The 23,877-nt window shown below is 66.9% G+C and carries 19 protein-coding genes and 1 tRNA gene; 4 read left to right on the forward strand and 16 right to left on the reverse strand.

All coding sequences use genetic code 11. The features are described 5' to 3' along the window. Positions 1-102: 102 nt before the first annotated feature. Positions 103-2,229 (reverse strand): TonB-dependent receptor, encoded by a 2,127-nt coding sequence (locus JNO53_RS00345; protein ID WP_203106809.1) that lies wholly within the window; start codon positions 2,227-2,229, stop codon positions 103-105. Positions 2,230-2,404: 175 nt separating this feature from the next. Here JNO53_RS00345 and JNO53_RS00350 point away from each other — a divergent pair, with 175 nt between their 5' ends. Continuing rightward, a complete protein-coding gene (locus tag JNO53_RS00350) occupies positions 2,405-2,914 on the forward strand; it encodes a GNAT family N-acetyltransferase (RefSeq protein ID WP_203106810.1) in 510 nt (169 codons plus the stop codon). Positions 2,915-2,929: 15 nt separating this feature from the next. On the opposite strand, the gene JNO53_RS00355 is transcribed toward JNO53_RS00350, so the two are convergent. The 9 genes from JNO53_RS00355 to infA form a co-directional block, all read right to left on the reverse strand. Further along, positions 2,930-4,321 (reverse strand): P1 family peptidase, encoded by a 1,392-nt coding sequence (locus tag JNO53_RS00355; protein ID WP_203106811.1) that lies wholly within the window; start codon positions 4,319-4,321, stop codon positions 2,930-2,932. 57 nt (positions 4,322-4,378) lie between these two features. After that, positions 4,379-4,729, reverse strand: a complete 351-nt coding sequence (locus JNO53_RS00360; RefSeq protein ID WP_203106812.1) for a hypothetical protein — start codon at positions 4,727-4,729, stop codon at positions 4,379-4,381. Further along, positions 4,726-5,715, reverse strand: coding sequence for a right-handed parallel beta-helix repeat-containing protein (locus JNO53_RS00365; RefSeq protein WP_203106813.1), 990 nt, complete (start codon positions 5,713-5,715; stop codon positions 4,726-4,728). The genes JNO53_RS00360 and JNO53_RS00365 overlap by 4 nt, the downstream gene beginning before the upstream one ends. After that, the gene (locus JNO53_RS00370) at positions 5,712-6,746 is read right to left on the reverse strand and encodes a YncE family protein (RefSeq protein ID WP_203106814.1); all 1,035 of its coding nucleotides are present in this window, start codon (positions 6,744-6,746) and stop codon (positions 5,712-5,714) included. Before JNO53_RS00370 ends, JNO53_RS00365 begins: the two co-directional genes overlap by 4 nt. Before the next feature lie 193 nt (positions 6,747-6,939). Then, positions 6,940-7,015, reverse strand: a tRNA-Phe gene (locus tag JNO53_RS00375). Positions 7,016-7,102: 87 nt separating this feature from the next. After that, positions 7,103-7,270 carry a DNA gyrase inhibitor YacG gene (locus JNO53_RS00380; RefSeq protein WP_203106815.1) on the reverse strand — a complete coding sequence of 56 codons (168 nt, stop codon included), beginning with the start codon at positions 7,268-7,270 and terminating at the stop codon, positions 7,103-7,105. Continuing rightward, positions 7,267-8,238 (reverse strand): ribonuclease, encoded by a 972-nt coding sequence (locus JNO53_RS00385; RefSeq protein ID WP_203106816.1) that lies wholly within the window; start codon positions 8,236-8,238, stop codon positions 7,267-7,269. The genes JNO53_RS00380 and JNO53_RS00385 overlap by 4 nt, the downstream gene beginning before the upstream one ends. After that, a complete protein-coding gene (locus JNO53_RS00390; RefSeq protein ID WP_203106817.1) occupies positions 8,231-8,806 on the reverse strand; it encodes a Maf family nucleotide pyrophosphatase in 576 nt (191 codons plus the stop codon). The genes JNO53_RS00385 and JNO53_RS00390 overlap by 8 nt, the downstream gene beginning before the upstream one ends. Before the next feature lie 10 nt (positions 8,807-8,816). Next, on the reverse strand, positions 8,817-9,062 hold the full coding sequence (infA, locus tag JNO53_RS00395) for a translation initiation factor IF-1 (protein ID WP_047806247.1): 246 nt from the start codon (positions 9,060-9,062) through the stop codon (positions 8,817-8,819). A gap of 239 nt (positions 9,063-9,301) precedes the next feature. Between infA and JNO53_RS00400 the strand changes: the two genes are divergently transcribed. Then, entirely contained in the window at positions 9,302-12,007 is a 2,706-nt protein-coding gene (locus tag JNO53_RS00400) for a TonB-dependent receptor domain-containing protein (RefSeq protein ID WP_238401522.1), read from the forward strand. Here JNO53_RS00400 and JNO53_RS00405 read toward each other — a convergent pair. Beyond that, positions 12,004-13,203 carry an NAD(P)/FAD-dependent oxidoreductase gene (locus JNO53_RS00405; RefSeq protein ID WP_203106818.1) on the reverse strand — a complete coding sequence of 400 codons (1,200 nt, stop codon included), beginning with the start codon at positions 13,201-13,203 and terminating at the stop codon, positions 12,004-12,006. The genes JNO53_RS00400 and JNO53_RS00405 overlap by 4 nt on opposite strands. Positions 13,204-13,243: 40 nt before the next feature. Further along, positions 13,244-13,372 (reverse strand): entericidin A/B family lipoprotein, encoded by a 129-nt coding sequence (locus tag JNO53_RS00410; RefSeq protein ID WP_203106819.1) that lies wholly within the window; start codon positions 13,370-13,372, stop codon positions 13,244-13,246. A gap of 141 nt (positions 13,373-13,513) precedes the next feature. Between JNO53_RS00410 and uvrC the strand changes: the two genes are divergently transcribed. Next, positions 13,514-15,478 (forward strand): excinuclease ABC subunit UvrC, encoded by a 1,965-nt coding sequence (uvrC, locus tag JNO53_RS00415; protein WP_203106820.1) that lies wholly within the window; start codon positions 13,514-13,516, stop codon positions 15,476-15,478. A gap of 123 nt (positions 15,479-15,601) precedes the next feature. Further along, positions 15,602-17,899: an EAL domain-containing protein gene (locus JNO53_RS00420; protein WP_203106821.1), complete on the forward strand. Its 2,298-nt coding sequence runs from the start codon at positions 15,602-15,604 to the stop codon at positions 17,897-17,899. A gap of 607 nt (positions 17,900-18,506) precedes the next feature. Here JNO53_RS00420 and JNO53_RS00425 read toward each other — a convergent pair. The 4 genes from JNO53_RS00425 to JNO53_RS00440 all read right to left on the reverse strand — a co-directional run bounded on the left by JNO53_RS00425 (position 18,507) and on the right by JNO53_RS00440 (position 23,746). Further along, positions 18,507-19,418: an acyl-CoA thioesterase gene (locus JNO53_RS00425; protein WP_203106822.1), complete on the reverse strand. Its 912-nt coding sequence runs from the start codon at positions 19,416-19,418 to the stop codon at positions 18,507-18,509. Positions 19,419-19,450: 32 nt separating this feature from the next. Then, a complete protein-coding gene (locus tag JNO53_RS00430) occupies positions 19,451-20,335 on the reverse strand; it encodes a cupin-like domain-containing protein (RefSeq protein WP_203106823.1) in 885 nt (294 codons plus the stop codon). Positions 20,336-20,337: 2 nt separating this feature from the next. Then, positions 20,338-21,507: a GNAT family N-acetyltransferase gene (locus JNO53_RS15495; protein WP_338015262.1), complete on the reverse strand. Its 1,170-nt coding sequence runs from the start codon at positions 21,505-21,507 to the stop codon at positions 20,338-20,340. Between the two features lie 136 nt (positions 21,508-21,643). After that, entirely contained in the window at positions 21,644-23,746 is a 2,103-nt protein-coding gene (locus JNO53_RS00440) for a sodium-translocating pyrophosphatase (protein WP_203106824.1), read from the reverse strand. Between the last annotated feature and the right edge of the window lie 131 nt (positions 23,747-23,877).

The following is a 23,877-nucleotide window of genomic DNA, read 5'->3' on the forward strand; positions in this document are numbered from 1 at the left end:
CTCCCACCTCTTCCAGGCGTTCTGCCGCCGACTGGATCTACGGACAAAAAAGGGGCCGGAACCCCAAGGTTCCGGCCCACGATGCGAGTTTGTCGGAGGGAGTTAGAAGGAGTAGCCGACCTCGACCCCGATTACCCGCGGGCGGGTGCGGTTGGAGTTGGCCCATCCCTGGTAGGGATCGATCGCCTTGTTCTCGTTGGTGATGTTCTCCGCGAACAGCTCCACGTCGAACCCGTGCACCGTCCCGCCGAAGCGGGCGTTGAGCAGGCCGATGCTGTCGGACCGCTGGGGCAGGGCACTGGGCAGGAAGCTCGACCGGTCGATGTAGGTCACGGCATCGCGATAGTTGTAGTCGATGCGGACGAAGCCCGGCACCGAAGCCGCCCAGTCGAAGTCGTAGTTGGCGCCCAGCGTGAAGCTCATCTCCGGCGTATAATCGGTCGGGTCGCCTGGAATATTGACCTGGTCGGCCGCATCGGTCGCGACGATCTCGCTGTCGATGTAGGCACCCGTCGCCGACAGGGTGAGCCCGGCAACCGGCCGTGTCGCCAGCCCCAGTTCCAGCCCCTTGACCTCGACCTTGCCGATATTGCTCGATTCACCGAGGAACGCGCCGTTCACTTCGGTCAGACGGCGGCGGATCATGTCCTTGTATTCGGTGTAGAACGCCGCAAGCTCGAACTGGAGCCGCCCATCGAGAGCCGCACCCTTGGTGCCGATTTCGTAAGTGTAGATCTTTTCGGGATCGTAGGGATCGAACGGTTCGGAGTTGAACCCGCCGCTGCGGAACCCCTTGGCGAAGCTTGCATAGAAGTTCGCCTGGTCCGCGTAGCGGTAGCTCAGATAGACCCGTGGATCGATCGAGTCGAACGTCGCTTCGAGCGTGGTGCCGGTATCGGGCACGTACGTGATGAGGCTCGTCTGTTCATCGCGGAAATAGCGGATGCCGGCGCCGATCGTCAGGCGGTCGGTGATGTCGTAGCCGCCGTCGGCGAAGACCGAGATCGTCTCGGAGCTCGAGGCATTGAGATAGTACAGATCATCGATGAATATCCCGCCGCCCGAATAGAGGTCGCCGTTCGCCGCGTAGGCGTACTCGTAATCGGCACGCATGGTCCGGTCGCCCTTCGTATAGAAGGCCCCGAGGGTCCACTGGAACGGCCCCTCGCCGGACGAAAGCCGCAGCTCCTGGCTGAACTGGTCCGCATCGATCCAGCGGTCGTCGTTCCCTTCGACGATCCCGTAGGAATAGTTGCCCGGCCGGGGAATGTAGGTGAACGGGTACTGATGATCGTGCTCCACGTAAGTGGTCGCACTGACGAGCTCCGCGAAGCCCAGATCGTAGCGCAGCTCGAGATTGTAGAGGGTGAAGTCGAATTCCTTCGGGATCATCACCTTGCTGCGGTCTGGGCCAATGTCCACGGTCCGGTCGGGTTCTTCGAAACCGAGACCCAGGAACGTGTCCGCCCGGTGGATCTGCACCATGCCGGTCGCTTCGAACGCTTCGCTCGGCGACCAGCGGAGCTTGGCGCGGAGATTGAAGAGCTCGGTGCCGTTGCCGTCCTTGATCCCGGCTTCCGGCTGGTCGATCCAGCCGCCGCCGGATTCGTATTTGCCGGCGACCCGCAGCGCGAGTTCGTCGCGGATCAGGGGCAGATTGATCACGCCGGTGACCCCGCCGCCCATCTCGCCGTGTGCAACGCTGTAGATCTTGCCCTCGGCGCGGCCTTCCACCTGCGTCGGATCGGGATCATTGGTGATGTAGCGGATGGTGCCGCCGGCCGAGCCCTGTCCGTAGAGAGTGCCCTGCGGCCCCTTCAGGACTTCCACGCGCTCGAGATCGAGAGGTATGGGGCTGAGCTGATCGTAGCCGCTAAGGGACAGCGGTGCTTCGTCGAGATACTGGGTGACGAGCGCACCCGATCCCGACTGGTTGGCCAGCCCGCGCAGGAAGATCGTGTAGCTGCCGGGGCCATCCTCGCGCATGGTGAGGCCGGGGACCGCGAAGGACAGGTCCTGGACATCCTCGATCCCGCGGTCGCTGAGCTCCTCGCCCCCGACCACGGAAATGGCCATCGGCACCTCGATCAGGGTCTGCTCGCGTTTCTGCGCGGTGACGATGATCTCGTTCAACGCGTCCGGATTGTCCTCCGACTGGGCGAACGCTGGGGCTGCTTGCGCGAGCGCGAGGACCGACGCCGTGCAGATGAACCCGTATTTTCCTCTCATAAACTCCCCCACTCGGATTGCGTCATTTTTTGCGAGGATATGACAGGGACGAGAGTGTTGCAGATGCTAAAATAGCATAGGGCGGTGCTCGGTCTGCACCAGGTGGGCAATCTCGCGTCGTTGATTAGGATCGCATGGATCGGCGCGACGAACGCCGGTTCGGTGGACGGAAGACATGACTGACGAACTTGAGCAAGCGCGCTGGCGAACCATGACGGTGAAAGACCTGCCCGCCGTGGTCCGGATCGCGGCGTGCGTTCATCCCGATTATCCGGAAGAGGAACCCGTGTTCGCGGAACGGCTGACGCTGTTTCCCGAAGGATGCCGCTTGCTCGTGGATGACGGCGAGGCGCTGGGCTACCTCATCTCCCACCCCTGGACGCGGAAGGCGCCGCCCGCGCTCGACACACGGCTGGGCGAACTGCCCGGGTGTGCGGACACCTACTACATACACGATCTCGCACTGATGCCGCGCGGTCGAGGAAAGGGTCTGGCGATCGAGGCGGTGGCCTCGGCGGTGACGATCGCGAGGATGCGCGGATTTGCGACCCTCTCGCTGGTGGCGGTCGGAAACTCTGCCGAATTCTGGCAGGCGCAGGGCTTCGCCGTGGTCCACGATGCAGATGTCGAGCGCTCGCTGGCAAGCTACGGTGGCGCAGCACACTACATGGAGCGTGCGATCTGAGCCGGTCGGCGATCCTCAGCGACGCGTGCCGACTTGCTGCCAGCGTCCGGGATTGATGATCGCCTCGTCCCCTTCGAAGCGAATGCTGAAGGGATAGCGGCCCGGTATCACGAACCGGTTCGGCCCCGACGGCAGGAGCTCGACCGGCTCGCCCTTGCGAATGGCGAACACATCGCGCTCGCCGGTCGCCTGTCCGAAGAGACGGCCGCCTTCGGCGGTTACGTCCAGCGATGCGAGCGGGCTGAAACGGTAGCTGCCGACGAAATCCTGCAGATCGGAAGCCTTGTCTGGAGACTGTAGCGGCGGGGGAGCCGAGGGTTGTTCGGGAACGCTGCTCAGAATGGCATCCCACATGAGTTCCGATGCGACCGTGCCGATCTCGGCCGTGACGAGGCCGTCACCGGGACCCGCATCGACTTCTCCCGTCGAGACTGCATAGAGTACGTCGCCGTCGAGTTCGGTCGCGAACGGCTGGATGCCGCGCGCCATCGAGGTGTGCACCTGGACGGCGAGGCGCTTGAGTTCCGCACTCGACATCGACCGATTGGTGACCACCAGGCTGATGGTGGTGTTCTTGCGCTCGGGCCCTCCGACACGCTCGCCGTCCCAGTCGGGCCCGAGGCTTGCGGGGGAGGCGTTCAGCAACTCGTGCGCGGCCAGATCCTCGGGCCAGTTGGCACCGGCGTGACATGCTACCACCTTGCCTTCGCGGTCCGTTACGACACCCAGCGCGTTGACGACGGTGAAGACGGCGATCTTGACGTCGCCGATCTGCCGGAACGCGGCACCCTGGCCGGACCGGGCATTGCATCCGAACAGACCGCCCGTCATGGCCGAGCGGCCGGCGCCGTAAGGGCCGACCGGAAAGATCCCCGGCCGGGCTGCGCGGTAGGCGGCCTGTGCCAGGCGCTTGTCCGGATAGATCTCGTTCAGCCGGCGCCCGCCGAAGTCGTAGATGATGGAGCCGACGGCGAGACCGACGTTGTTCCAGTGGCCGCCGCGATATCCGTCGTCCTTCATCGCGGTGTTGACGGCGGTGACCGCCTCGAGCCCGTACCAGGACCCTCCGGCGAGGACGACCGCGTCGAGTTCGGGCTGGACATAGCCGAGGTCCAGATAAGGCGCGTTGACCGTCCCCGGACCGCCCCCGCGCACGTCCACCGCGCCGTGCACCTTGCGGCCGAAACGGATGACGGTGACGCCGGTGGGCCCGGCTTCATACTGCCCCGTGCCGATGGAGAGCATGGGCCAGTCGAACTCGAGCGCATCGGGATCGTCGATACCCTCGTTGAGCGTCATGACCAGCTCGTCCTGAATGCCTGGCGTACCTTGATCCTGCGCGATCCCGGGGACCGTCATTGCGGTAGCGAGAAGCCCCAAGGCCAGTACGGGCGTCCTGAAGGTCATCACGTATCCCCTTGTTTCAATCTGTCGTCGCGGGCGCGATCCTGCGCGGCTCGTCGCTCACGGCGCCTCGTCCGTGATCTGGAAGAACCGGCAATATTCGCCGATCTTGCCTTGGTCGTCGGCCTTGATGACCACGGGGCGGCCGTGTTCGAACGCTGCCTTGGCCAGCAGAAGGAGCGCCGTATCACTGGCCCGCGCGAGCAGGCCCGGCATCTTGCGGCAGGTTTCCGGAAGCCATTCGCGATCCGCGACCCCGATGTAGATCACATCACTGTAGTGCGGGTAATCGAGATCCTCCGCCACGGCGCCGATCTGGACGATCCGCGTGCTGGTCCAATATTGCTCCGCCTGAGCCGGTGCCGCCAGCAGCAGGCCCAGCAGACCGAACGAAGCGCAAGCGCGGATCACGGCCGTTCCCCCGTGAGCCCGATCGGCTGTCCCGATCCGTCCCGGGCAAGCAGGGGCGATCCCGGTTTGGGGCGCCATTGCGCATCCAGCATCGGGTCTGCCTGCACGACGTCCTCGTCGATCGCGAGCTGGCCGGGCGCAAGCGCGGCGTTGGCAGGCGCGGCGTTGGCGTGCATGGCACTCTCGCGCACCGTCACCCGTCCATTCTTCTCCGCATTGATCCCGTAGGGCGCATTGCCGGCAATGACCGAGCGAACGACCAGGATCGTGGAGCCGTCCGCGGCATAGACACCGTCGTCGGTGTTGTTCGCCACGACCGAGTTGAACAAGTGAAGCGTGCTGTCGTCGTAGGTCGCGATGCCTGCCGAATCCCCGCCGGCGATGACGCTGTCGCGCACGTGGGCATGTGCCGCTTCCTCGAGCCAGATCCCCAGATGGCCGTCGAGGAGCCGGAGTGCGGATGCGTCGATGAGCGTCCGCCCGCGCCCGGTGAGCGCCATCTTGACGATCCCGCGCATGACGATGTCCGAGGCTCGCACGCGGCTGTCGATCGCGAAGATGCCATGTCCGTCGTAGATGTCGTCTTCCTCCTCGCCCCAGCGGAAGTCGCTGATATCGAGGTTGCGGAAGGTGACGTCGGCGTTCTCCAGCACGAAGGCGATCGCCGGAATGCCGTCCTTCCCGTCGAGAACCGTACCGTCGCTCCCTTCGATCGCCAGACGTTTGTCGCGTATGACGACATAGCCGCGTGCCACAATGTCCTCGAAGGGCACATCGCGGTACGAGGAGGGGACGTAGCGGCCCGGCGCGAGCCGGATCACATCGCCATCCGCGGCGCGATCGACCGCCTGCTGGACGGCGTCGTTCCCGGTGAAATCGCAGCTCTGCGTCTGCGATCCCTCGGGACAGACCTGGATCGTCTCGGCGGCGGCGGGCGTGCCGGCGATCAGGCTGCCGGCGAGGAGAAGGGGGAGGGCGTGCTTCATTTGGTGCCGAGCTCCAGAATGCGGAAGGTGCTGGGGGTGGCGACGTCTTCGTCCGCGGCGCCTCCGGTGAAGTCCGCCGTCGAGAGGTACACGCGGCCGGTCGCCGGATCGAGCGCCGCAGTGCGCGCACCATAACGGGTCGGGACGCTCGCCGGTTCGCCCGCCACGCCGGTTTCGGCGAGCCGGAAGAGCGTCAGGGTGCCTTCCTTGGCGGGTATGTAAGCCAGGCGCGTACCCGGATCGAAAATGGCGCCGTCGGCATTCCGCCCGACCTGCACAGTCCCCTTGTCCGCACCGGAGCCGGCGTCGATCAGCTTGGCAACGCCGTTGTGGCAGGCCGAGATCAAGGTATCGCTCAACGCGTCGTAGGCGATCCCGGTCGGCTCCACGCAGCCGGGGAGCGGCAGCCGGCGGGCAACCTTCCGGGCGGCGATATCGATCACCGCGATCTCCGCTGTGTCCTCGATGTTCACGAACAGATGGCCCTTGCCGTCGATAGCGCCGGCCTCCGGCTTGCCGCCGACCGCGATCGTGCCGACCGGCGCTCGGTCGGCGACGTCGATCAGCGAGATGCTATTGCCGCCCGCGTTCATCACGAAAGCCAGTCCGCTGTCGGGATCGTAGGCCGCCGCGTCCGGCTTCTCGCCGACGGCGATCCGCGCGATCTCCTCCCCCGTGCCGCGATCGAACAGGACGGCCTCGTTGTCGCCGTAGACGGTGCTGAGCATCTCGTTCGTGCCGGCGATCGGCAGAACGGCGGAGACGTCGTTGGCTTCGATCAGCCGGTCGGTCACTTTGCCGGTATCGAGATCGACAGCCATCACGCCGAACTCGCGCGCCGCAAACACACGGCGGGCATCGCTGTCGACGGAGAGGTAATCGTAACCGCCATCGGGCCCGCCGTATTCGGTGAGGATCGCCAGCTCCGGCACGGCCGGGTCGCTGGCGGCGTCCCCGGAAGCGTCCGCCGGATCGCTCCCGCAGCTTGCAAGCGATAGTGCAAGACCCACGATCAAGACCGCTCTGCTCATTTGGCTTCCTCCCTCGGACCAAGAAGCGTCAATCGAACAGGGGAGTCCGCTTCATGCGAGAGGACAAATGCGCCGCAGGCGGTGCGTCTGCTGCACCTCTACCGGAGCGCAAACGTCGCTAAACCGTGGCACGCATTAATGCTTGCAATTTCCCTTGGTGGAGAGACGCGCTGGGATGTTCGGATCAGGGAGGTGGTGCCCAGGGGCGGAATCGAACCACCGACACTGCGATTTTCAGTCGCATGCTCTACCAACTGAGCTACCTGGGCGCACTCTGCGAAACGGCCCCGAAAAGAGCCGGCGAGCGGTTGGAAGCGGCCCTATGGCGAAGGCGGTAGAGCTTGGCAAGGGGGGAATCAGTCCTCCCCGGCGATCTCGTCGGGCGATGCCGGACGGCCGGGCACGGCATAGCCGTCGTTGAACCATTGCGCGAGGTCGCGGTCGCGGCAGCGGGCCGAACAGAACGGCGCGAATTCCTCGCTGCGAGGCTTCTTGCAGATCGGGCAGGGCTTCGGCTTGCTCATGACGCCACCGCCTGCGCGAAACCGCTTTCGAGCGCAAGGCCGGCATCGGCGGCGATCCGCACCTCGCGCCCCGTGCGGCGGGCGAGCGCCTCGCGCCATTCGGGCCGCAGCGCCGCCTCGACCGCGGGATGGCAGGTGAGCAGCAGCGCGCCCGGCTCCGCCACCCGCTCGGCCCGGCGCAGCAGACGGCGCGCGGCGAAGCCGGTGCGCGAGAGACGCGCGAGATGGAGCAGGGACGGCCGTTCCAGCCGTGCGACGAGCTGGACGAAGCCGAAGCCGTTCATCGCCGTGCGCTCGTGCGGCCAGCCGCCGAGCGCGGTGCCGAGGGCCTCGTCCACCGCGCGCCGGTCGGTTTTCGCGTCCAGGGTCGGAAAATCGATCCCGACCGATCCGCCGAGGTCGAAGCGCCGGATCGCCTCGGCCAGCGGCTGAACGGCGGCGAGTGCCAGCTCGCGCGGCCGCAGCGTGCCGTCGATGTCCACCACCGTCATCCCGGGCGTCGGGGCGAAGAGCAGCGATCCGCCCGCGAAGGCGACCGTCCCGTCCAGCGCCTCGTCCGCGAGTTCGTCCCAGCCGCATTCGGGAAAGCGATGCACGACCTGCGCCGCGTGTCCTTCCGCCAGCAGGCGTTCAGCGAGGGTAGGGGCGGCCGGCGCCTTGTCGCTGGGCCGCGCCTGCGCCAGCTTGGTCCGGCCCCGCTCGCCGATCGCCGCGCGGACGACCTCGACCCGGATCGCCGCGCCTTCGCTCGCCTCGCGCGGCAGGCGGTCGGCCAGCGCTTCCTCGCCGCTCGCGAACCGCACCGTGCCGCGCCCCGCGCCAGCCGCGCGCGAGACGAGCGTGGCGTCGCCGACGTGTCCCGCTGCCAGCCGCCCTGGCCATTCGACCCGCGCCTGGACGATGCGGTCGCCGGAGAGGCGCACCGCGCGGTGCTCGCCGATCCCTTCCTCGACCAGCCAGTCAGCCAATGCGGAAGCCTGCCGCCTTGAGCAGCGCGCGGGTCTCGAACAGCGGCAGGCCGACGACGCCCGAATGGCTGCCTTGAATCCAGGCCACCAGTCCTTCCGCCGCGCCCTGGATGGCGTAGCCGCCCGCCTTCCCGTGCCACTCGCCGCCGGCGATGTAAGCGTCGATCTCCTCACGGCTCAGCCGCTTGAAGCGCACTATGGTCTCGCTGAGCTTCTCGCGCACCGTGCCGTCGGGCGCACGCAGGGCAATGGCGGAGAGGACGCGGTGGCGCCGGCCGGAGAGCAGTTCGAGGCACTTGCGCGCTGTCGCCTCGTCCTCCGCCTTGGGCAGAATGCGCCGGCCTGCGGCGACCACGGTGTCACCCGCCAGCACGTGGCCGTCGCCGCTTGCTGCAGCTTCGGCCTTCTCGCGCGCCATGCGCACGGCATAGTCGCGGGGCAATTCGCCCTTCAGCGGCGTTTCGTCGATGTCCGCGGGTGCGACGCGCGCAGGCTCTATGCCGAGCCGCGCCAGCAACTCGCGGCGCCTCGGGCTGGCGGAGGCAAGAATGAGGGAGGGTGTCGGCACCCCCGCGCGCTTACTGCGGGCCCGGCCCGCCGCGTCCCGGCATGAAGCGGTAGGTGATGCGCGCCTTGGTGAGATCGTAAGGCGTCAGCTCGCACAGGACCTCGTCCCCCACCAGCACGCGGATGCGGTTCTTGCGCATCTTGCCGGCGGTGTGGCCGAGCACTTCATGACCGTTTTCGAGCTCCACCCGGAACATCGCGTTGGGCAGCAGTTCCACCACCTTGCCGCGCATTTCGAGGAGTTCTTCTTTGGCCATGCAGTCGTTCGTTCCGTGTGATTTTGAGTCGAGTAGGGCGCGCCCTTAGCGGCGGAAGGCGGAAAAGGGAAGCCCGCGGCGCGCATGGTGCGCAAACTGATGAATTGCTCGTCAATCCTGGAGAAAGCTTCGCGCGACAATTCGTTACTCGGCCGGGGATTGCACGGCCGGCCCGCGCTTGGCAGTTCGTTTGCTGGGGAGGAGGCGCAACGAGACACGACAAAAGGACGCTGACACCCTTGCCGAAACTTTCTGCCACCGCATCGCTGCTCGCCATTGCCGCTTTCGCAATCGCCCCGGCGCCGGCCTGGGCGCAGGACTCGGCCGATGGCGAGGTCGCCGAAGGGGACGAGGAGATCGTCGTCACCGCCGAGCGCATCCGCGGGCAGGTCGATACCGACGTGCCGCCGGTGTTCGAGCTCGATGCGGAAGAGATCGGCTCCTACGGCGCCGGTTCGATCGAGGAACTGATCGAGCAGCTCGCACCGCAGACCGGATCGGGCCGCGGGCGCGGGGAGGGGCGTCCGGTGTTCCTCATCAACGGCCAGCGCTCCGGCGGCTTCCGCGAGTTCCGCCGCTACCCGCCCGAGGCGATCCGGAAGATCGAAGTCCTGCCGGAGGAAGTTGCGCTTCAGTTCGGCTATCCGGCGGACCAGCGGGTGATCAACATCATCCTGCAGGAAAACTTCGCCTCCCGCGAGGTCGAGGTCGAATATGGCATGCCCGGCCGCGGCGGCACCGGGAATGGCGAGATCGAAGCGTCGCAGCTCACGATCAACGGCAACCGGCGCCTCAACATCGGCATGGAGTACAACACCACCAGCCTCCTGACCGAAGACGAGCGCGACATCGTGCAGACGCCGGGCAGCACGCCGACCGTGGCGGGCGATCCCGACCCGGCCGCGTTCCGCAGTCTGCGCGGATCGTCGGACACCTGGGAGCTGGATGCGACGCTCAATTCCAGCCTCGGCGAGGCGCCGGGCTCGGGCACGTTCTCGGTGAACGGCGGCGTCGAGCACACGACTGGCCGCTCGCTCTCCGGGCTCGACGTGGTCACGCTGACGGCGAACGGCGAAAGCGCGGTTCGTACGATCGACGACGATCCGCTCACCCGCCGCAACAGCTCGACCACCTTCTCGCTCGGCGGATCGATCATCAAGCCGCTCGGCGGCTGGATGCTCGACACGACGCTCGATGCCAGCCGCACCGAGCGAACCACACTGATCGACCAGCGGCGCGACACCGGCGTTCTGCAGGATCTGGTCGATGCGGGCGAGCTGGAGATCGATGGTGCGCTGCCGGCGATCCCCCGTGCCGGCGTCGACCGCGCCGAGAGCACGTCCTACGCCGCCGACGTGAAGTCGACGCTGCGCGGCACGCCGTTCATGCTCCCGGCAGGAGAGGCGAACCTCACGTTCGATGCCGGCTATTCGTGGAACCGTATCGACAGCACCGACACACGCACCGATGCGGACGACCTGTCGCAGACGCGCGGCAATCTCTCCGCCGGCGTAAATCTCGGCCTGCCGATTGCCAGCGCGCGCGAGGGCTTCCTCGGCGCGCTGGGCGAGCTCAGCCTCAACCTCGCCGCGGGGGTCGATCACCTTTCGGACTTCGGCACCCTGGCCGACTACACCACCGGGCTTTCGTGGAAACCGACCGAGCGGCTTTCGCTCCAGGCGAGCTATATCTGGCGCGAGGCGGCGCCCAGCCTGTCGCAGCTCGGCGATCCGATCGTGACGGAATACAACGTGCCGGTCTACGATTTCGCCGCCGGGCAGAGCGTGCTGGCGACGATCGTCAGCGGCGGCAATCCGAACCTCAGCGCGGAGACGCAGCGCGACATCAAGGTCTCGGCGAACTACGAGCTCGACCTGTTCGACCGCGCGAACATCGTCGTCGAATATTTCCGCAACCGTTCGGACGACGTGACGCAGAACTTCCCGCTGCTCACGCCGGCGATCGAGGCGGCGTTCCCCGACCGCGTGGTGCGCGACCCGGCGGGCAACCTGGTCTCGATCGACCGGCGCCCGATCACCTTCGAAGGCACCAAGAGCTCGCGGCTGCGCTACGGCATCAACCTGTTCGGCCGCGTCGGCAAGGAACAACCCGAGGGCGGCGGCGGCGAGCGGCGCGAGCGGATGACCTTCACCGCGCCGGCGCAGGGCGAAGGACAGGGCGCGCGCGGCCCGGGCGGGCTCGACCCCGCACAGATGGCCGAGCTGCGGCAGAAATTCTGCGCCACGCCCGAAGGCGAGACGCCCGATCTCTCCGGCCTGCCCGAGCGGATGCTGGCGCGGCTCAAGGGCGAGGACGGACAGATCGATCCGGCCAAGGTCGCCGCCCTGCGCGAGCGGATGTGCAGCGCCGACGGTGCCGCGCGCGCCGAACGCCGCGAGGGTTCGCGCGGCGGCGGTGGCGGGGGCGGGATGCGCTTCGGCCGCGGCGGCGGCGGAGACGGGCAGGGCCGCTGGCACATGGCGCTCTACCACTCGATCGAGTTCGAGAACGAAGTGCTGGTCGCGCCCGGCGGTCCGGTGCTCGACCAGCTTAGCGGTCAGGCCTTCGGCAACGGTGTGCCGCGCCACAAGATCGAGCTCCAGGGCGGGCTGTTCTACAAGGGCCTCGGCCTGCGCCTCTCCGGCGACTACCAGGCGGCGACGCGCATCGACGGCAGCGGCATGCCGGGCTCGCAGGACCTGTTCTTCGACGATATCGCCAAGTTCAACTTGCGCGCCTTCGTCAATCTCGAGCAACAGGACTGGCTGACCGGCGGCACGCCGGGCTTCTGGAAAGGCGCGCGGCTCTCGCTCGGCGTGGACAACCTGTTCGACGCCCAGCAGCGCGTGACCGACAGCAGCGGCGTCGTCCCGCTCAGCTATCAACCTTCGCTGGTGGACCCGCTCGGCCGCACGTTCGAGATCGAGTTCCGCAAGCTGTTCTAACCGGCTTCGGCGAGCGCGGCCCCGGCCGCGACCGCGCTCGCCCAGGCCCACTGGAAATTGTAGCCGCCGAGCCAGCCCGTCACGTCCACCGCCTCCCCGATCGCATAGAGGCCGGGTACGCGCCGCGCCTCCATGGACTTGGAGGAGAGCTCGGCCGTCGCGATCCCGCCCACCGTGACCTCCGCCTTGGCGAAACCCTCGCTGCCGTTGGGGCGGAAGCGCCAGTCGGCCAGCCGCGCCTCTGCAGTGCGCAGCGCCTTGTCGGGCATGTTGCCGAGGTCGCCTTCGAGTGCGATCCGCTCGGCAAGGGTCGCGGCGAGGCGATCGGGCAGCGCATCGGCGAGCGCGCTGCGGACGGTGCCCCGCGGATTGGCGCGCTTCGCCGCCAGCAGCCATTCGTCGGCGGCGTCGGGGAGGAAGTCGATCGCGATGTCGTCGCCCGGGCGCCAGTAGGAGGAGACCTGCAGGATCGCCGGGCCGGACAACCCGCGGTGGGTGAACAGCGCCGCCTCGCGGAACGCCGCCTTGCCGCAGCGCGCGACGACTTCGGCCGAAACGCCCGAGAGCTCCCGGAACAGCACGTCCTCGCCGCCCAGGGTCAGTGGTACGAGGGCAGGGCGCGGCTCGACCACCTTGAGGCCGAACTGCCGCGCGAGGCGGTAGGCGAAGTCGGTCGCGCCCATCTTCGGGATCGAGGGGCCGCCGGTGGCGATCACCAACGCGGGCGCAGCGAACGCCCCGGATGACGTCATGACGCGATATTCGCCGCCGTCGTGCGAGACCTCTCCGATTTCCTCGCCGCAGCGCACCTCGACCGTACCGCCTGCGGCGTCGGCTGTCGCGCACTCCGCCAGCAGCATGGCGACGATCTGCCGCGCCGATCCGTCGCAGAAGAGCTGCCCCAGCGTCTTCTCGTGCCAGGCGATCCCGTGCGCCTCCACCAGCGCGAGGAAGTCGCGCGCGGTGTAGCGGCTCAGCGCCGACTTCGCGAAGTGCGGATTGGCTGAAAGATAGCGGTCGGGCGCGGTGTTCAGGTTGGTGAAGTTGCACCGCCCGCCGCCCGAAATGAGGATCTTCTTCCCCACCTCGGCCGCGCGTTCGAGAACGAGCACGCGCCGTCCGCGCTGGCCGGCGACGGCCGCGCACATCAGCCCGGCGGCGCCTCCGCCGAGAACGATAGCGTCATGGGTCTGCATTCCCGCCGCGGTAGAGCCGCCGCGCGGAATGGCAAGCGCATCAGGTCGCGCGGTCGCCCGCTTCGCCGACCGATTCGATGTCGCGGCCGAGGCCCTTCACCGTGTTGCAGCCGGTGAGCACCACGACCGATGCGCCGAGAACGGCAACCGCGATCAACTTCTTCAACATCTCGTTCAACTCCGGGTTCGCCAGTCCAGGCCACGCTTACGCGACCGGACCGGAGGTGCAAATGCCCCGTGAAACATTAACCGTGCTTGGCTGCGCGGCGGGCCCTGTTTCCATTTTCGGCACAAGCCTTATGTGAACCCCATGCCCCCGCGCGTTCCCTCCTCCGCCGGCTCCCCCTACGACCCGCGCGGCGCCGAGCGTTTCCACGAGGAGCGCGCGACCTACACGGTCAAGGGTGACGCGCAGCCCGACATCGAAGCCGGCGTGCAGGCGATCCGCGATACGGTGAAGACGCTGAAGCCCAAGCCCGGAGTCTACCGCATGCTCGATGCCCGCGGCGACGTGCTCTACGTCGGCAAGGCGCGCGCGCTGAAGAACCGGGTCGCGAACTACACGCAGGTCGCCAATCTCTCCAACCGCCTCCAGCGCATGGTCAGCCAGACGCGGCGAATGGAGATCGTCACCACCAACAGCGAGGCGGAGGCGCTGCTGCTCGAAGCGCAGCTCATCAAGCGCTTCCGGCCGCCCTACAACGTCCTGCTGCGTGACGACAAATCATTTCCTTTCATCCTCTTGCGGGCGGATCATGAATATCCCCGCATCATGAAGCACCGCGGTGCGCGGCGGGCCAAGGGCGACTATTACGGCCCCTTCGCCAGCGCGGGATCGGTCAACACGACGATTAACGCGCTGCAGAAGCTGTTCCTCCTAAGATCCTGCACCGACAGCTTTTTGGAGCGACGCGACCGGCCCTGCCTGCTCTATCAAATCAAGCGCTGCTCGGCCCCTTGCGTCGGCCGCATCAGCACCGAGGACTATGCCGAACTCGTGCGCCAGGCGAAGGACTTTCTCGGCGGCAAATCGTCCGGCGTTCAGCGCGAAATCGAGCGGCAGATGGAACAGGCGGCAGAGGCGCTCGATTTCGAGCGCGCGGCCATGCTCCGCGACCGCCTGCGCGCCGCCACGGCGATTCAGAGCAGCCAGGCGGTGAACGCCGCGGGTGTCGGCGATGCAGACGTCTTCGCCCTCGCCAGCAAGGGGGGGCAGGTCGGCATTCAGGCCTTCTTCGTCCGCGGCGGGCAGAACTGGGGCCACCGCGCCTTCTTCCCCACGCATACGCAGGACGTCGACGACGCGGACGTGCTCGCCGGCGTCCTCGCGCAGTTCTACGAGGAAGTGCCGCCGCCGCGCACGGTGCTGGTCGATCGCGCATTGCCCGAGCAGGCGCTGCTCGCCGAGGCGCTGTGCGAAGTGGCCGGGCATCGGGTCGAGATCTCCGTGCCCCAGCGCGGCGACAGGCGGCGGCTGATGGCGCAGGCGAGCCGCAACGCCATGGAAGCGCTCGACCGGCGCTTGGCGGAAAGCGGAACCAAGGCGAAGATCAACCGAGAACTTGCGGAATTCCTTGAACTATCCGAACCGCCGCAGCGGATCGAGATTTACGACAACAGCCATATTCAGGGCACCAAGGCCGTCGGCGCGATGGTCGTCGCCGGACCCGAAGGCTTCCTCAAGAACCAGTACCGCAAGTTCAACATCAAGACCGCGCAGACCGACGACGACTTCGCGATGATGCGCGAGGTGATGACCCGGCGCTTCGCCCGCGCCCTGCGCGAGGACCCCGATCGCACTCAGGAGCGGGGCAGCGGGATCTGGCCCGATCTCGTCCTGCTCGATGGGGGCAAGGGCCAGATGTCCGCCGCGCGCGACGCGCTGGAGGAGCTCGGGATCGAGGACGTACCGCTGATCGCGATTGCCAAGGGCCCGCATCACGGGCGCGAGGGGCGCGAGGTGTTCCATTTCCCCGACGGACGCGAGAAGACCCTGCCGACCAATTCGCCGCTGCTGTTCTACCTCCAGACCCTGCGCGACGAGGTCCACCGTTTCGCGATCGGCGCCCACCGCGCCAAGCGCAGCCGCGCGATCAGCGCCTCTCCGCTCGACGAGATTCCCGGCATCGGCCCCTCGCGCAAGCGCGCGCTCCTGCTCCACTTCGGCACCGCCGGGAAAGTGCGCGCCGCCGCGCTGGACGATCTGAAGCGCACCCCCGGTATCAGCGCCGGCGTCGCCCAGAAGATCTACGACTTCTATCACCCCGGCGGGTGAGAGATACGGGCCGACGCTTACGGGATTTCCCCGCTTCGGCCGCATTCGGAAACACGATGTTTACGATATTCCGGTAGGGCCGACCGCCGGTTAGGAATGATTGCATTGCCCTTGGCACGAGAATTGATCGGATCCGAAAGGCTCCGCCACGCGGCCATCGCCATCCTTCTGGCGGTGCTGGTTGCTGCGACCACGATTCTCCGCCCGCTGGACATCACCGTCTGGTCGCTCCAGGCCAAGCTGTTCGATCACAGCCCCACCTCCGAATTCGTGTTCGTCGAGGTGGAGAAGGGACCGGACTCGCAGGCCAGTTCCACCGAGAACAGGCGGCTCCTTCGCACGATCCGGCGGCTCGAGCACGCCGGCGTCGCGCGCATCTTCATCGACATGCCGATCCAGCGCAGCAACTCGCTCAGCATCGATGCGGAACTGCGGAGCGAGCTCGTGCGCTTGGCCGACAAGGTCGTCCTGACGAGGGCCGTGCGGCGTGACTTTCCTGAGAGTCAGCAGGTAAAGAGGAACGATCCATTCTTCGCGCGCGGAATGCAGATTGTCAGCAATGACTACCGCACCGATTTCATAGGATACGTGTGGGGTATCGAAGCATCCTATTCGGACGGTGAGGTCGAGCTACCCTCTCTCTGGAATGCGCTCGCCGCGGGCTCGCAGTCCCGCACCGCGATCTTCCCCGATTACTCGATCAATCTGGATTTGGTTCCCCGGTACAACCTCAACGAACTGCAACGCGTGGCAGCGCCCGATGGTACGCGATTTGTGAGTGCCACTGTCATACTTGGCCCGTCCGAAGGTGATGCACGGGCGGTAAAGGTCCCCGAGCGCGGCCTCGTTCCGTCGTCTCTGGTTCACCTCATCGCTGCGGAGACTGCAGCGCGAGGGGTGGGTACCTTTATGAGCTGGATTCCGGTGGCCGGAGCGTTTGGGGTTAGCCTCGTGATAGGCCTGCTCGCTCTCCGCCAGAACAGATCGAGGCGGCTCTTCTATCTCGCTTGGGTTGTCTCGCTGCTCGTATTTTTCGTTGTGACCGCCAAGCTTGGAATTCGCGCGCTATTTGCCGAAACTCTCGCCCTCGCGGCCACGTACGCGGTCCTTCGCGCAGTCGTTAATTTCAAGCGACGCCACCTGTTCTTCGAACCTCGAAGCAAGCTGCCCAACTTTCTCGCCCTGCAGCGGGACCTGGGCGACGAACAGCACGCGAGGACCACCTCTATCGTGGTTGCGAAGATAGCGCGGCTCGACGCCATCTTTGCGACCCTCACGGCGATCGATCAGGGGCGGTATTTGCGGCAACTTGCCTCACGCCTGGCATTGGGCGACGCAGGGTCGACCATCTATTACGATGGCGGCAAGTATTTCGCTTTTGCCGTCTCCGCGGACAAATACCAGGATCTTCAAGGGCATCTCGAAGGCCTGCGGGCCGTCGCCTCGCAGTCGATCACGGTGTCCCATCGCGTGCTCGACGTGTCGATGACGATCGGCGTCGATCGATCCTCGGACAACTCGATCTCCAGCCGCCTGAGCTCGGCGATCGCCGCCGCCGATCAGGCGCGCGAGGCCTATCGCCCGGTGTTCGTCATTTCCGATTTCGCGGCCGATAGCGAAGAATGGGACTATTCGCTCCAGGCGCGGCTGGAAAGCGCGCTTTCGGAGGACCGCATCTCGATCAAGCTCCAGCCCCAGGCGGACTTGCGGAGCGGGTGCATCGTCGGCGTTGAGGCCCTGGCGCGGTGGGTCGACGAGGAGCATGGCGAAATCTCGCCTGCGCGCTTCATCCTTCAGTGCGAACGAGTGGGGCGTCTCGACGATCTGACCAAGCGCGTCCTGCTCAAGAGCCTGCGTGCGGCGGAAACCCTGCGCAGCCACGATCACGAACCGAAAGTCTCGATCAACGTCTCCGCGATCCAGTTCGTCGACAGCCGCATCGCCGATCTGATCGAGATGAACCTCGCCACGCATTCGGTCGATCCGGCGAAACTGACGATCGAAGTCACGGAAACCGCCCGGATCGAGGATTTCGCCGCCGCGCGGGCCGTGTTCGAGCAGATCAAGCGGCTCGACGTCTCGTTCTCGATGGACGATTTCGGCGTCGCCAGCGCCAATCTCGAAGCGATGTTCGAGCTGCCGTTCGACGAGATCAAGATCGACCAGTTGTTCGTTCAGCAGATCCATCGCTCGCGGATGGCGAGGGCGATTGTGTCGAACGTAGCGCGGCTGGCGAGCGATGCCGGCCTGACGTCGGTGGCCGAAGGAGTTGAGGATCGGGAGACTTTCGCGCTCTTGCGGGAGATGGGCTGCGATTTCGGCCAGGGATATTACATTGCGCGTCCGGTCACCGTTGGCGAGATCAAGGAAATGCTGACTTTACAAAGGGATGGTCTGCCTTTGCGCAACAAGGTTAATTAACAGTTTACAAAAAAATATGGTTAACGTAGTCTCCTCGCGCATTTGCAACAGGAGACAAACCATGCTGCGTTCGATCTGGGACTGGATCTTCAACTGAGATCCCTTTGATCCAAAGTTACGGAAAGGCCCCTCTGCGGGGCCTTTTTTGTGCCGGATTCTGCGTGCGGATAGGCGTTCCGTAAAGCTAGGATAGGCAGTGACGAATGGGAGCTGACGCCGAAAAGGCCTTTCCTACGTCGCCGAAATCTGCCTTATCATCCCCGATGACGCGCCTTCCGCTTCTTCCATCAACGCAAGCCGCGGCGGCCCTCGCGCCCGCGGAACGGGTGCCGCACGGGCGCGTCAGGTCACAAGGTGACACCTGTCCGCGCGGCCCTCTGCGGCGTCACGGAAGGTCACGCCGGTACCTTCGGACAGATGTCTCGGGCAGACCGCGCCGCCCGTCGCCAGGCTGGGGAGGGGAAGGGCATGAAATCATGCTCTTTCAGAGAGGTAACCGCCTCTTTTGCGCTTTCCGGAATGTCCGTCAGGCGCTCCGGTCGGGGCGGGCCGCTCGCAAGGTCACACCGCGCAAACAATGCCACGTGTGTCAACCACGGCGGCGCCGTCAGTCCGACTTCGGCACTCGCCGGCGGATCATTCCTTCCTGCGCGACGCTGGCGACCAGCCGGCCTTCGCGGTCGAAGATCCGGCCCCGGTTGAAGCCGCGTCCGCCCCCGCTCCAGGGGCTGTCTGTGGCGTAGAGCAGCCATTCGTCCGCCCGCGCGTCGCGGTGGAACCACACCGCATGATCGAGGCTCGCCCCGATCATGTCGCCGCGCGCCCAGCTCAGCCCATGCGGCAGCGCGCTCGTGCCGAGCAGCGTGTAGTCGCTGGCGTAGGCGATCACCGCGCGGTGCAGAGCGGGGTCCTGTTCGATCGGCGGCAGCGGCGCGGCTGTGCGGAACCAGCAACGCGCGCGGGGCGGCCGGGGATCGCTGTTCATCCAGTGCAGGCTGTCGAGCGTCCGCATCTCGATCGCCCGCGGGCGGAGCATCATCGCCCGCTGCGCCTCGCTCACCTCGCCCATTTCGGCGAGGAGTCGCTGGCGCTGCTCCAGCTCGGAGGTCAGATCCTCGGGCGGCACGGCCTCGGGCATCTCGTAGTCGTCGTGCGACAGCCCGTCCTCCGGTCGCTGGAAGCTGGCTGTCAGGTTCAGGATCGGCGTGCCCTCCTGGCTCGCGACGACGCGGCGATTGGCGAAGCTGCGACCGTCGAAGTCGCGCGCGATGGCGTAGTCGATCGCCGGCCCTTCCTTGCCGCCGCGCAGGAAGTAGGCGTGCAGCGAGTGCGCCACCATCCCCTCCGGCGCGCTGGCCTGCGCGGCCTGCAACCCCTGCGCGATCACCTGGCCGCCGAACACCCGGCCGACGCCATCCTTCTGCGGATGGCCGGTGAAGGCGTCCTCACCCTGCCGCTCGACGGTGAGCAGGCGGACGAGATCGGCGACGAGTTGTTCGGGGCTGGGCTGGTCGGTCATCCGCTGCGCTTTGCGGCGTGCGGGCGCCGCGGTCAACGGGCGAGGCCGAGCCTGCGCAGTGCACGAAACGCGAGCGCCTTCGCCTTGTTCGAAACCGGCCAGCGCCCCGGCGCCGCCGGCGACAGCCCCGCGCGGCGCAGCAGGCGGTTGAACCCGCGCGCATCCGCCTCGGCAAAGCTCCAGTCGCTGCGCCAGGTGATCGACAGCGAGATCGAGCTCTCCGGGCCATTGCGGACGAAGTGCGGCGCCATGACCGGTACGAACACCGCCTCGCCGGGACCGAGCGCGAATTCCCGCCCGCCCTCGGCCAGTTCATCGCGCCAGGTCAGCTCGCGCGCGCCGCCGGCGTGGTACGATTCGTGGATCTCGTCGGGCGCGAACCGGGCGTCGCCGGCGGGAAACTGCGTCATCGTCTTGCGGCCGACGAGCTGGAGCAGGATGTTGTGCTCGGGATCGAAGTGGTAGGGCGTGACCGCGTCGGGGCTGGAGATGAAGATGAACGCCTGCGGGCGCAGCATGGCGCCCGTCCGCGCCTCGATCTCGGGCCTGATCTCGTCCAGCAGGCCGAGCAGCAGAGCCTCGTATTCCGGCACTTGTTCGACGTTCTTGAGCACGGCCCAGCTGTTGCTGCTGGCGATGTGGCGGATCGTGTCCTCGATCGACAATCCGGTTCCGCCCGGCTTGCCGTCGACGCCGATGGGCAGATCGCCGCGGTTGTACTCGATCGACCGCTCGGGCAGGCGGCCTGCAAGCGTCGCCAGCGCATCGAGCGTCAGCAGTTCGTGCGCGGCGAGCCCGTGACGCAGCATGTGCGGCATCTCGGGATAGCCCGCGGCGAAGGCGGCGCGGGCCTCGGGTCCGAACACCGGCGCAGGCGCGCCGTCGGCAGGGACTTCGATAGCGGAATGGGCACCCATGCTCAGGCTCCTTTGGCTTTCCCGCGGCTCTCGGCGCGCAGCATCGGGCGGAACAGCGCCCGGCGCAGCGGTCCGCCGATGGCGACGTTGACGCGCACCATCGCGCGCTTCTCGCGCCAGATGCGCTCGATCATCGGATGATCCGCCGCCGCGCAACTGTCGCACCACGCTACGTCCGCGCGCTCCAGCAGGTCGAGGTTCTCGAGCTGGAGCAGCACGCCGGGCGAGAAGCGCGCGAAGCGCTCGTCGAACGCGGTCTTGAAGCTGAACGCACCGGGCGGTGCAATGAAGTTGGCGAGCATGGCGATCGGCTTGCCGTCGAGCGCGAGCGTCAGGCGCTCGAGCCGCCCCTGCTCCGCCGCGCCGTGCAGCGTCTGCGCGAACCAGTCCCGGGTGCTCGGGCGGTCGGCCAGCGCGGAGCCGTTGCGGCCCTTCCAACCCGCCTGTTCGAGTGCGAGGAAATCCTCGACCCAGCCGCCGAGCGCAATCTCGTCGCAAAGCCGCTCGAAGCGCAGCTCTCCCTCTTCGGCGAGACGCTTGTGCTGGCGGCGCAGTTCCTTGCGCTTCTTGCCGCTCATCGCGGCCTCGAGATAGGCCTGGGGGCCAAGCTCGGACTGCAGCAATGCACGCTCTTCGCGCTGAACCACGCCCCATGGCCGGCCCTGACCATCCGCGACTTGCGACAGTGCGCGAAACAACGGACCGTCCTCCGCCATCCAGCCGAGGTGGAGGAACAGCGCGCCTCCGGCATGCACATCGGCCCAGCCCAACAGCTCGCGCCAGAACGCCTCCTCACAGCCGCTGCGCACCAGCGGACTGCCGACGAACATGTTGTCGTGGCTCCAGGTCGCGAGATGCGGGATCGGGTGACCGTAGTAGCTCCGGCTCCGGGCGAGAGGCATCAGCCCGCAAAGCTCTCCCGCCGTCCGCAGATGGACGAGCGCGACCTGCGCATCGGACGCGAACCGCTCCAGGGCGGATATCAGCGTCCAGCGTTCGCAGAACGGGTTGGGCTCGCCCGCCGAATGCGCAAGGCCGTCCCACTCCGGTGTCGTGAGGTGATCCGCGAACGTCCTCCACGCGGGCGCGGCGAGGCACGCGGCGGGAGCGTGCGTCTCCGCAATGCGGCCGGACTCTGCCGGACGGTGTCGTTCGAGGGAGGCGCTGGCCACGCGTTAACCTTCGCAGTTCGCGGCACATGCCGCCGCACCAGCGGGCTATCAGGCGAAGGCTGACGAATGCTTAACGAAAAAGGGGCGCGGAACCAGCGGTCCCGCGCCCCGGAATGCGATCAGATACCAGCTGCGATCAGCCCGCCGCCAGCGCCGCCAGCAGGAGCAGGGCGACGATGTTGGTGATCTTGATCATCGGGTTCACGGCCGGACCGGCGGTATCCTTGTAGGGGTCGCCCACCGTGTCGCCAGTCACCGCGGCCTTGTGCGCCTCGGAGCCCTTGCCGCCGTGATTGCCGTCCTCGATGTACTTCTTCGCGTTGTCCCATGCGCCGCCGCCGGCGGTCATCGAGAGCGCGACGAAGAGGCCGCCGACGATCACGCCCAGCAGCAACGCGCCCAGCGCGGCGAAGCCGTTCTCCTGCCCCGCGATCAGGCTGATCACGAAGTAGACCACGATCGGCGCGAGCACCGGCAGCAGCGAGGGAACGATCATCTCCTTGATCGCCGCCTTGGTCACGAGGTCCACCGTGCGGGCATAGTTGGGGCGGCTGGTGCCGGCCATGATGCCCTTGTCGGCGGCGAACTGCTCGCGCACGTCCTTGACCACGTCGCCCGCCGCGCGGCCGACAGCGGTCATGCCCATCGCTCCGAAGAGGTAGGGCAGCAGCGCGCCGAGCAGCAGACCGACGATAACGTAGGGGTTCTCGAGGCTGAAATCGACGTCCGCGTCTGGGAAGAACTCGGTGAGGTCGGTGGTGTAGGCGGCGAACAGCACCAGCGCGGCGAGGCCGGCCGATCCGATCGCGTAACCCTTGGTCACCGCCTTGGTCGTGTTGCCCACGGCGTCGAGCGCGTCGGTCTTCTCGCGCACGCTGTCGTCGAGGCCCGCCATCTCGGCAATGCCGCCGGCATTGTCGGTGACGGGGCCGTAGGCGTCGAGCGCCACGACCATCCCAGCAAGCGCCAGCATGGCGGTCGCCGCATAGGCGATGCCGATCAGGCCGGCGAGCTGGTAGGCGACGATGATGCCCGCGACGATCACGATGGTCGGGAGCGCGGTCGACTCCAGGCTGATCGCGAGACCCTGGATCACGTTGGTGCCGTGGCCGGTTTCGGAGGCCTTGGCGATCGAGCGCACTGGGCGGTAGTTGGTGCCGGTGTAATACTCGGTGATCCAGATGATGAGCCCGGTGATCGCGAGGCCGAGCATCGAGCACCAGAACAGGTCCATGCCGGTGAACGGCACCATGTCGCCGCCGTCGTTGATGACCGTATTCATGTCGCCGAGCGCATACTGGGTGACGAACCAGATCAGCGGGATCGAGAGCACCGCGGTGACGAGGAAGCCCTTGTACATCGCGCCCATGATGTTGGTTCCGCCGCCCAGACGGACGAAGTAGGTCCCGATGATCGAGGTGACGATGCATGCGCCGCCGATCAGCAGCGGCAGCGCCATCAGCGGCAGCAGCAGGTCGCCCGCGCCGCTCAGCAGAAGGGCGGTGAGCACCATGGTGGCGCCGACGGTGACGACGTAAGTCTCGAACAGGTCGGCGGCCATGCCGGCGCAGTCGCCGACGTTGTCGCCCACGTTGTCCGCGATCACCGCGGGATTGCGCGGATCGTCCTCGGGAATGCCGGCCTCGACTTTGCCGACGAGGTCGGCGCCGACGTCGGCGGCCTTGGTGAAGATGCCGCCGCCGAGACGCGCGAAGATCGAAATCAGCGAGGCGCCGAAGGCCAGCGCGACCAGCGCGTCGATCACGATCCGGTCGTTCGCGGTGTGGCCCATCGGACCGATCAGCACGTAGAAGAACACCGCGATGGCAAGCAGCGCGAGGCCGGCGACGAGCATGCCGGTGATCGCACCCGCGCGGAAGGCGAGGGTGAGGCCCTGTTGCAGCCCCGTCTGCGCGGCGGCGGCGGTGCGCACGTTCGAGCGGACCGAGATGTTCATGCCGATGAACCCGGCAACGCCCGACAGGATCGCCCCGAGGACGAAGCCGGTGGCGGAGATCGGCCCGAGAAAGATCCCGACCACGATCGCCACGACCACGCCGACCACTCCGATCGTCGTGTACTGGCGGTTGAGATAAGCCCTGGCGCCTTCCTGGATGGCGCCGGCGATTTCCTGCATCTTTTCATTGCCGGCGGCAGCGCCGAGCACCTGGCGGCTGGTGATGAAGCCGTATACGACGGCCAGCAGCCCCAGAACGATTGCGATCGCGACTAGATTCACGCGCTAGTCCCCTCTTCCCTGGTTTCATTTGGCCAGCGGCCCCGCTTTCGCAGGGCCGCCGGCCCGTCGAGGTATAGGGGGTGGGACGCCGCACGCAAGAGCTTCACGCGAAGTTGTGCCCCACTCCAGCG

Origin of the sequence: Altererythrobacter sp. C41, assembly GCF_016803135.1 — a bacterium.
In the GTDB taxonomy this organism is placed as follows: Bacteria; Pseudomonadota; Alphaproteobacteria; order Sphingomonadales; family Sphingomonadaceae; genus Pelagerythrobacter.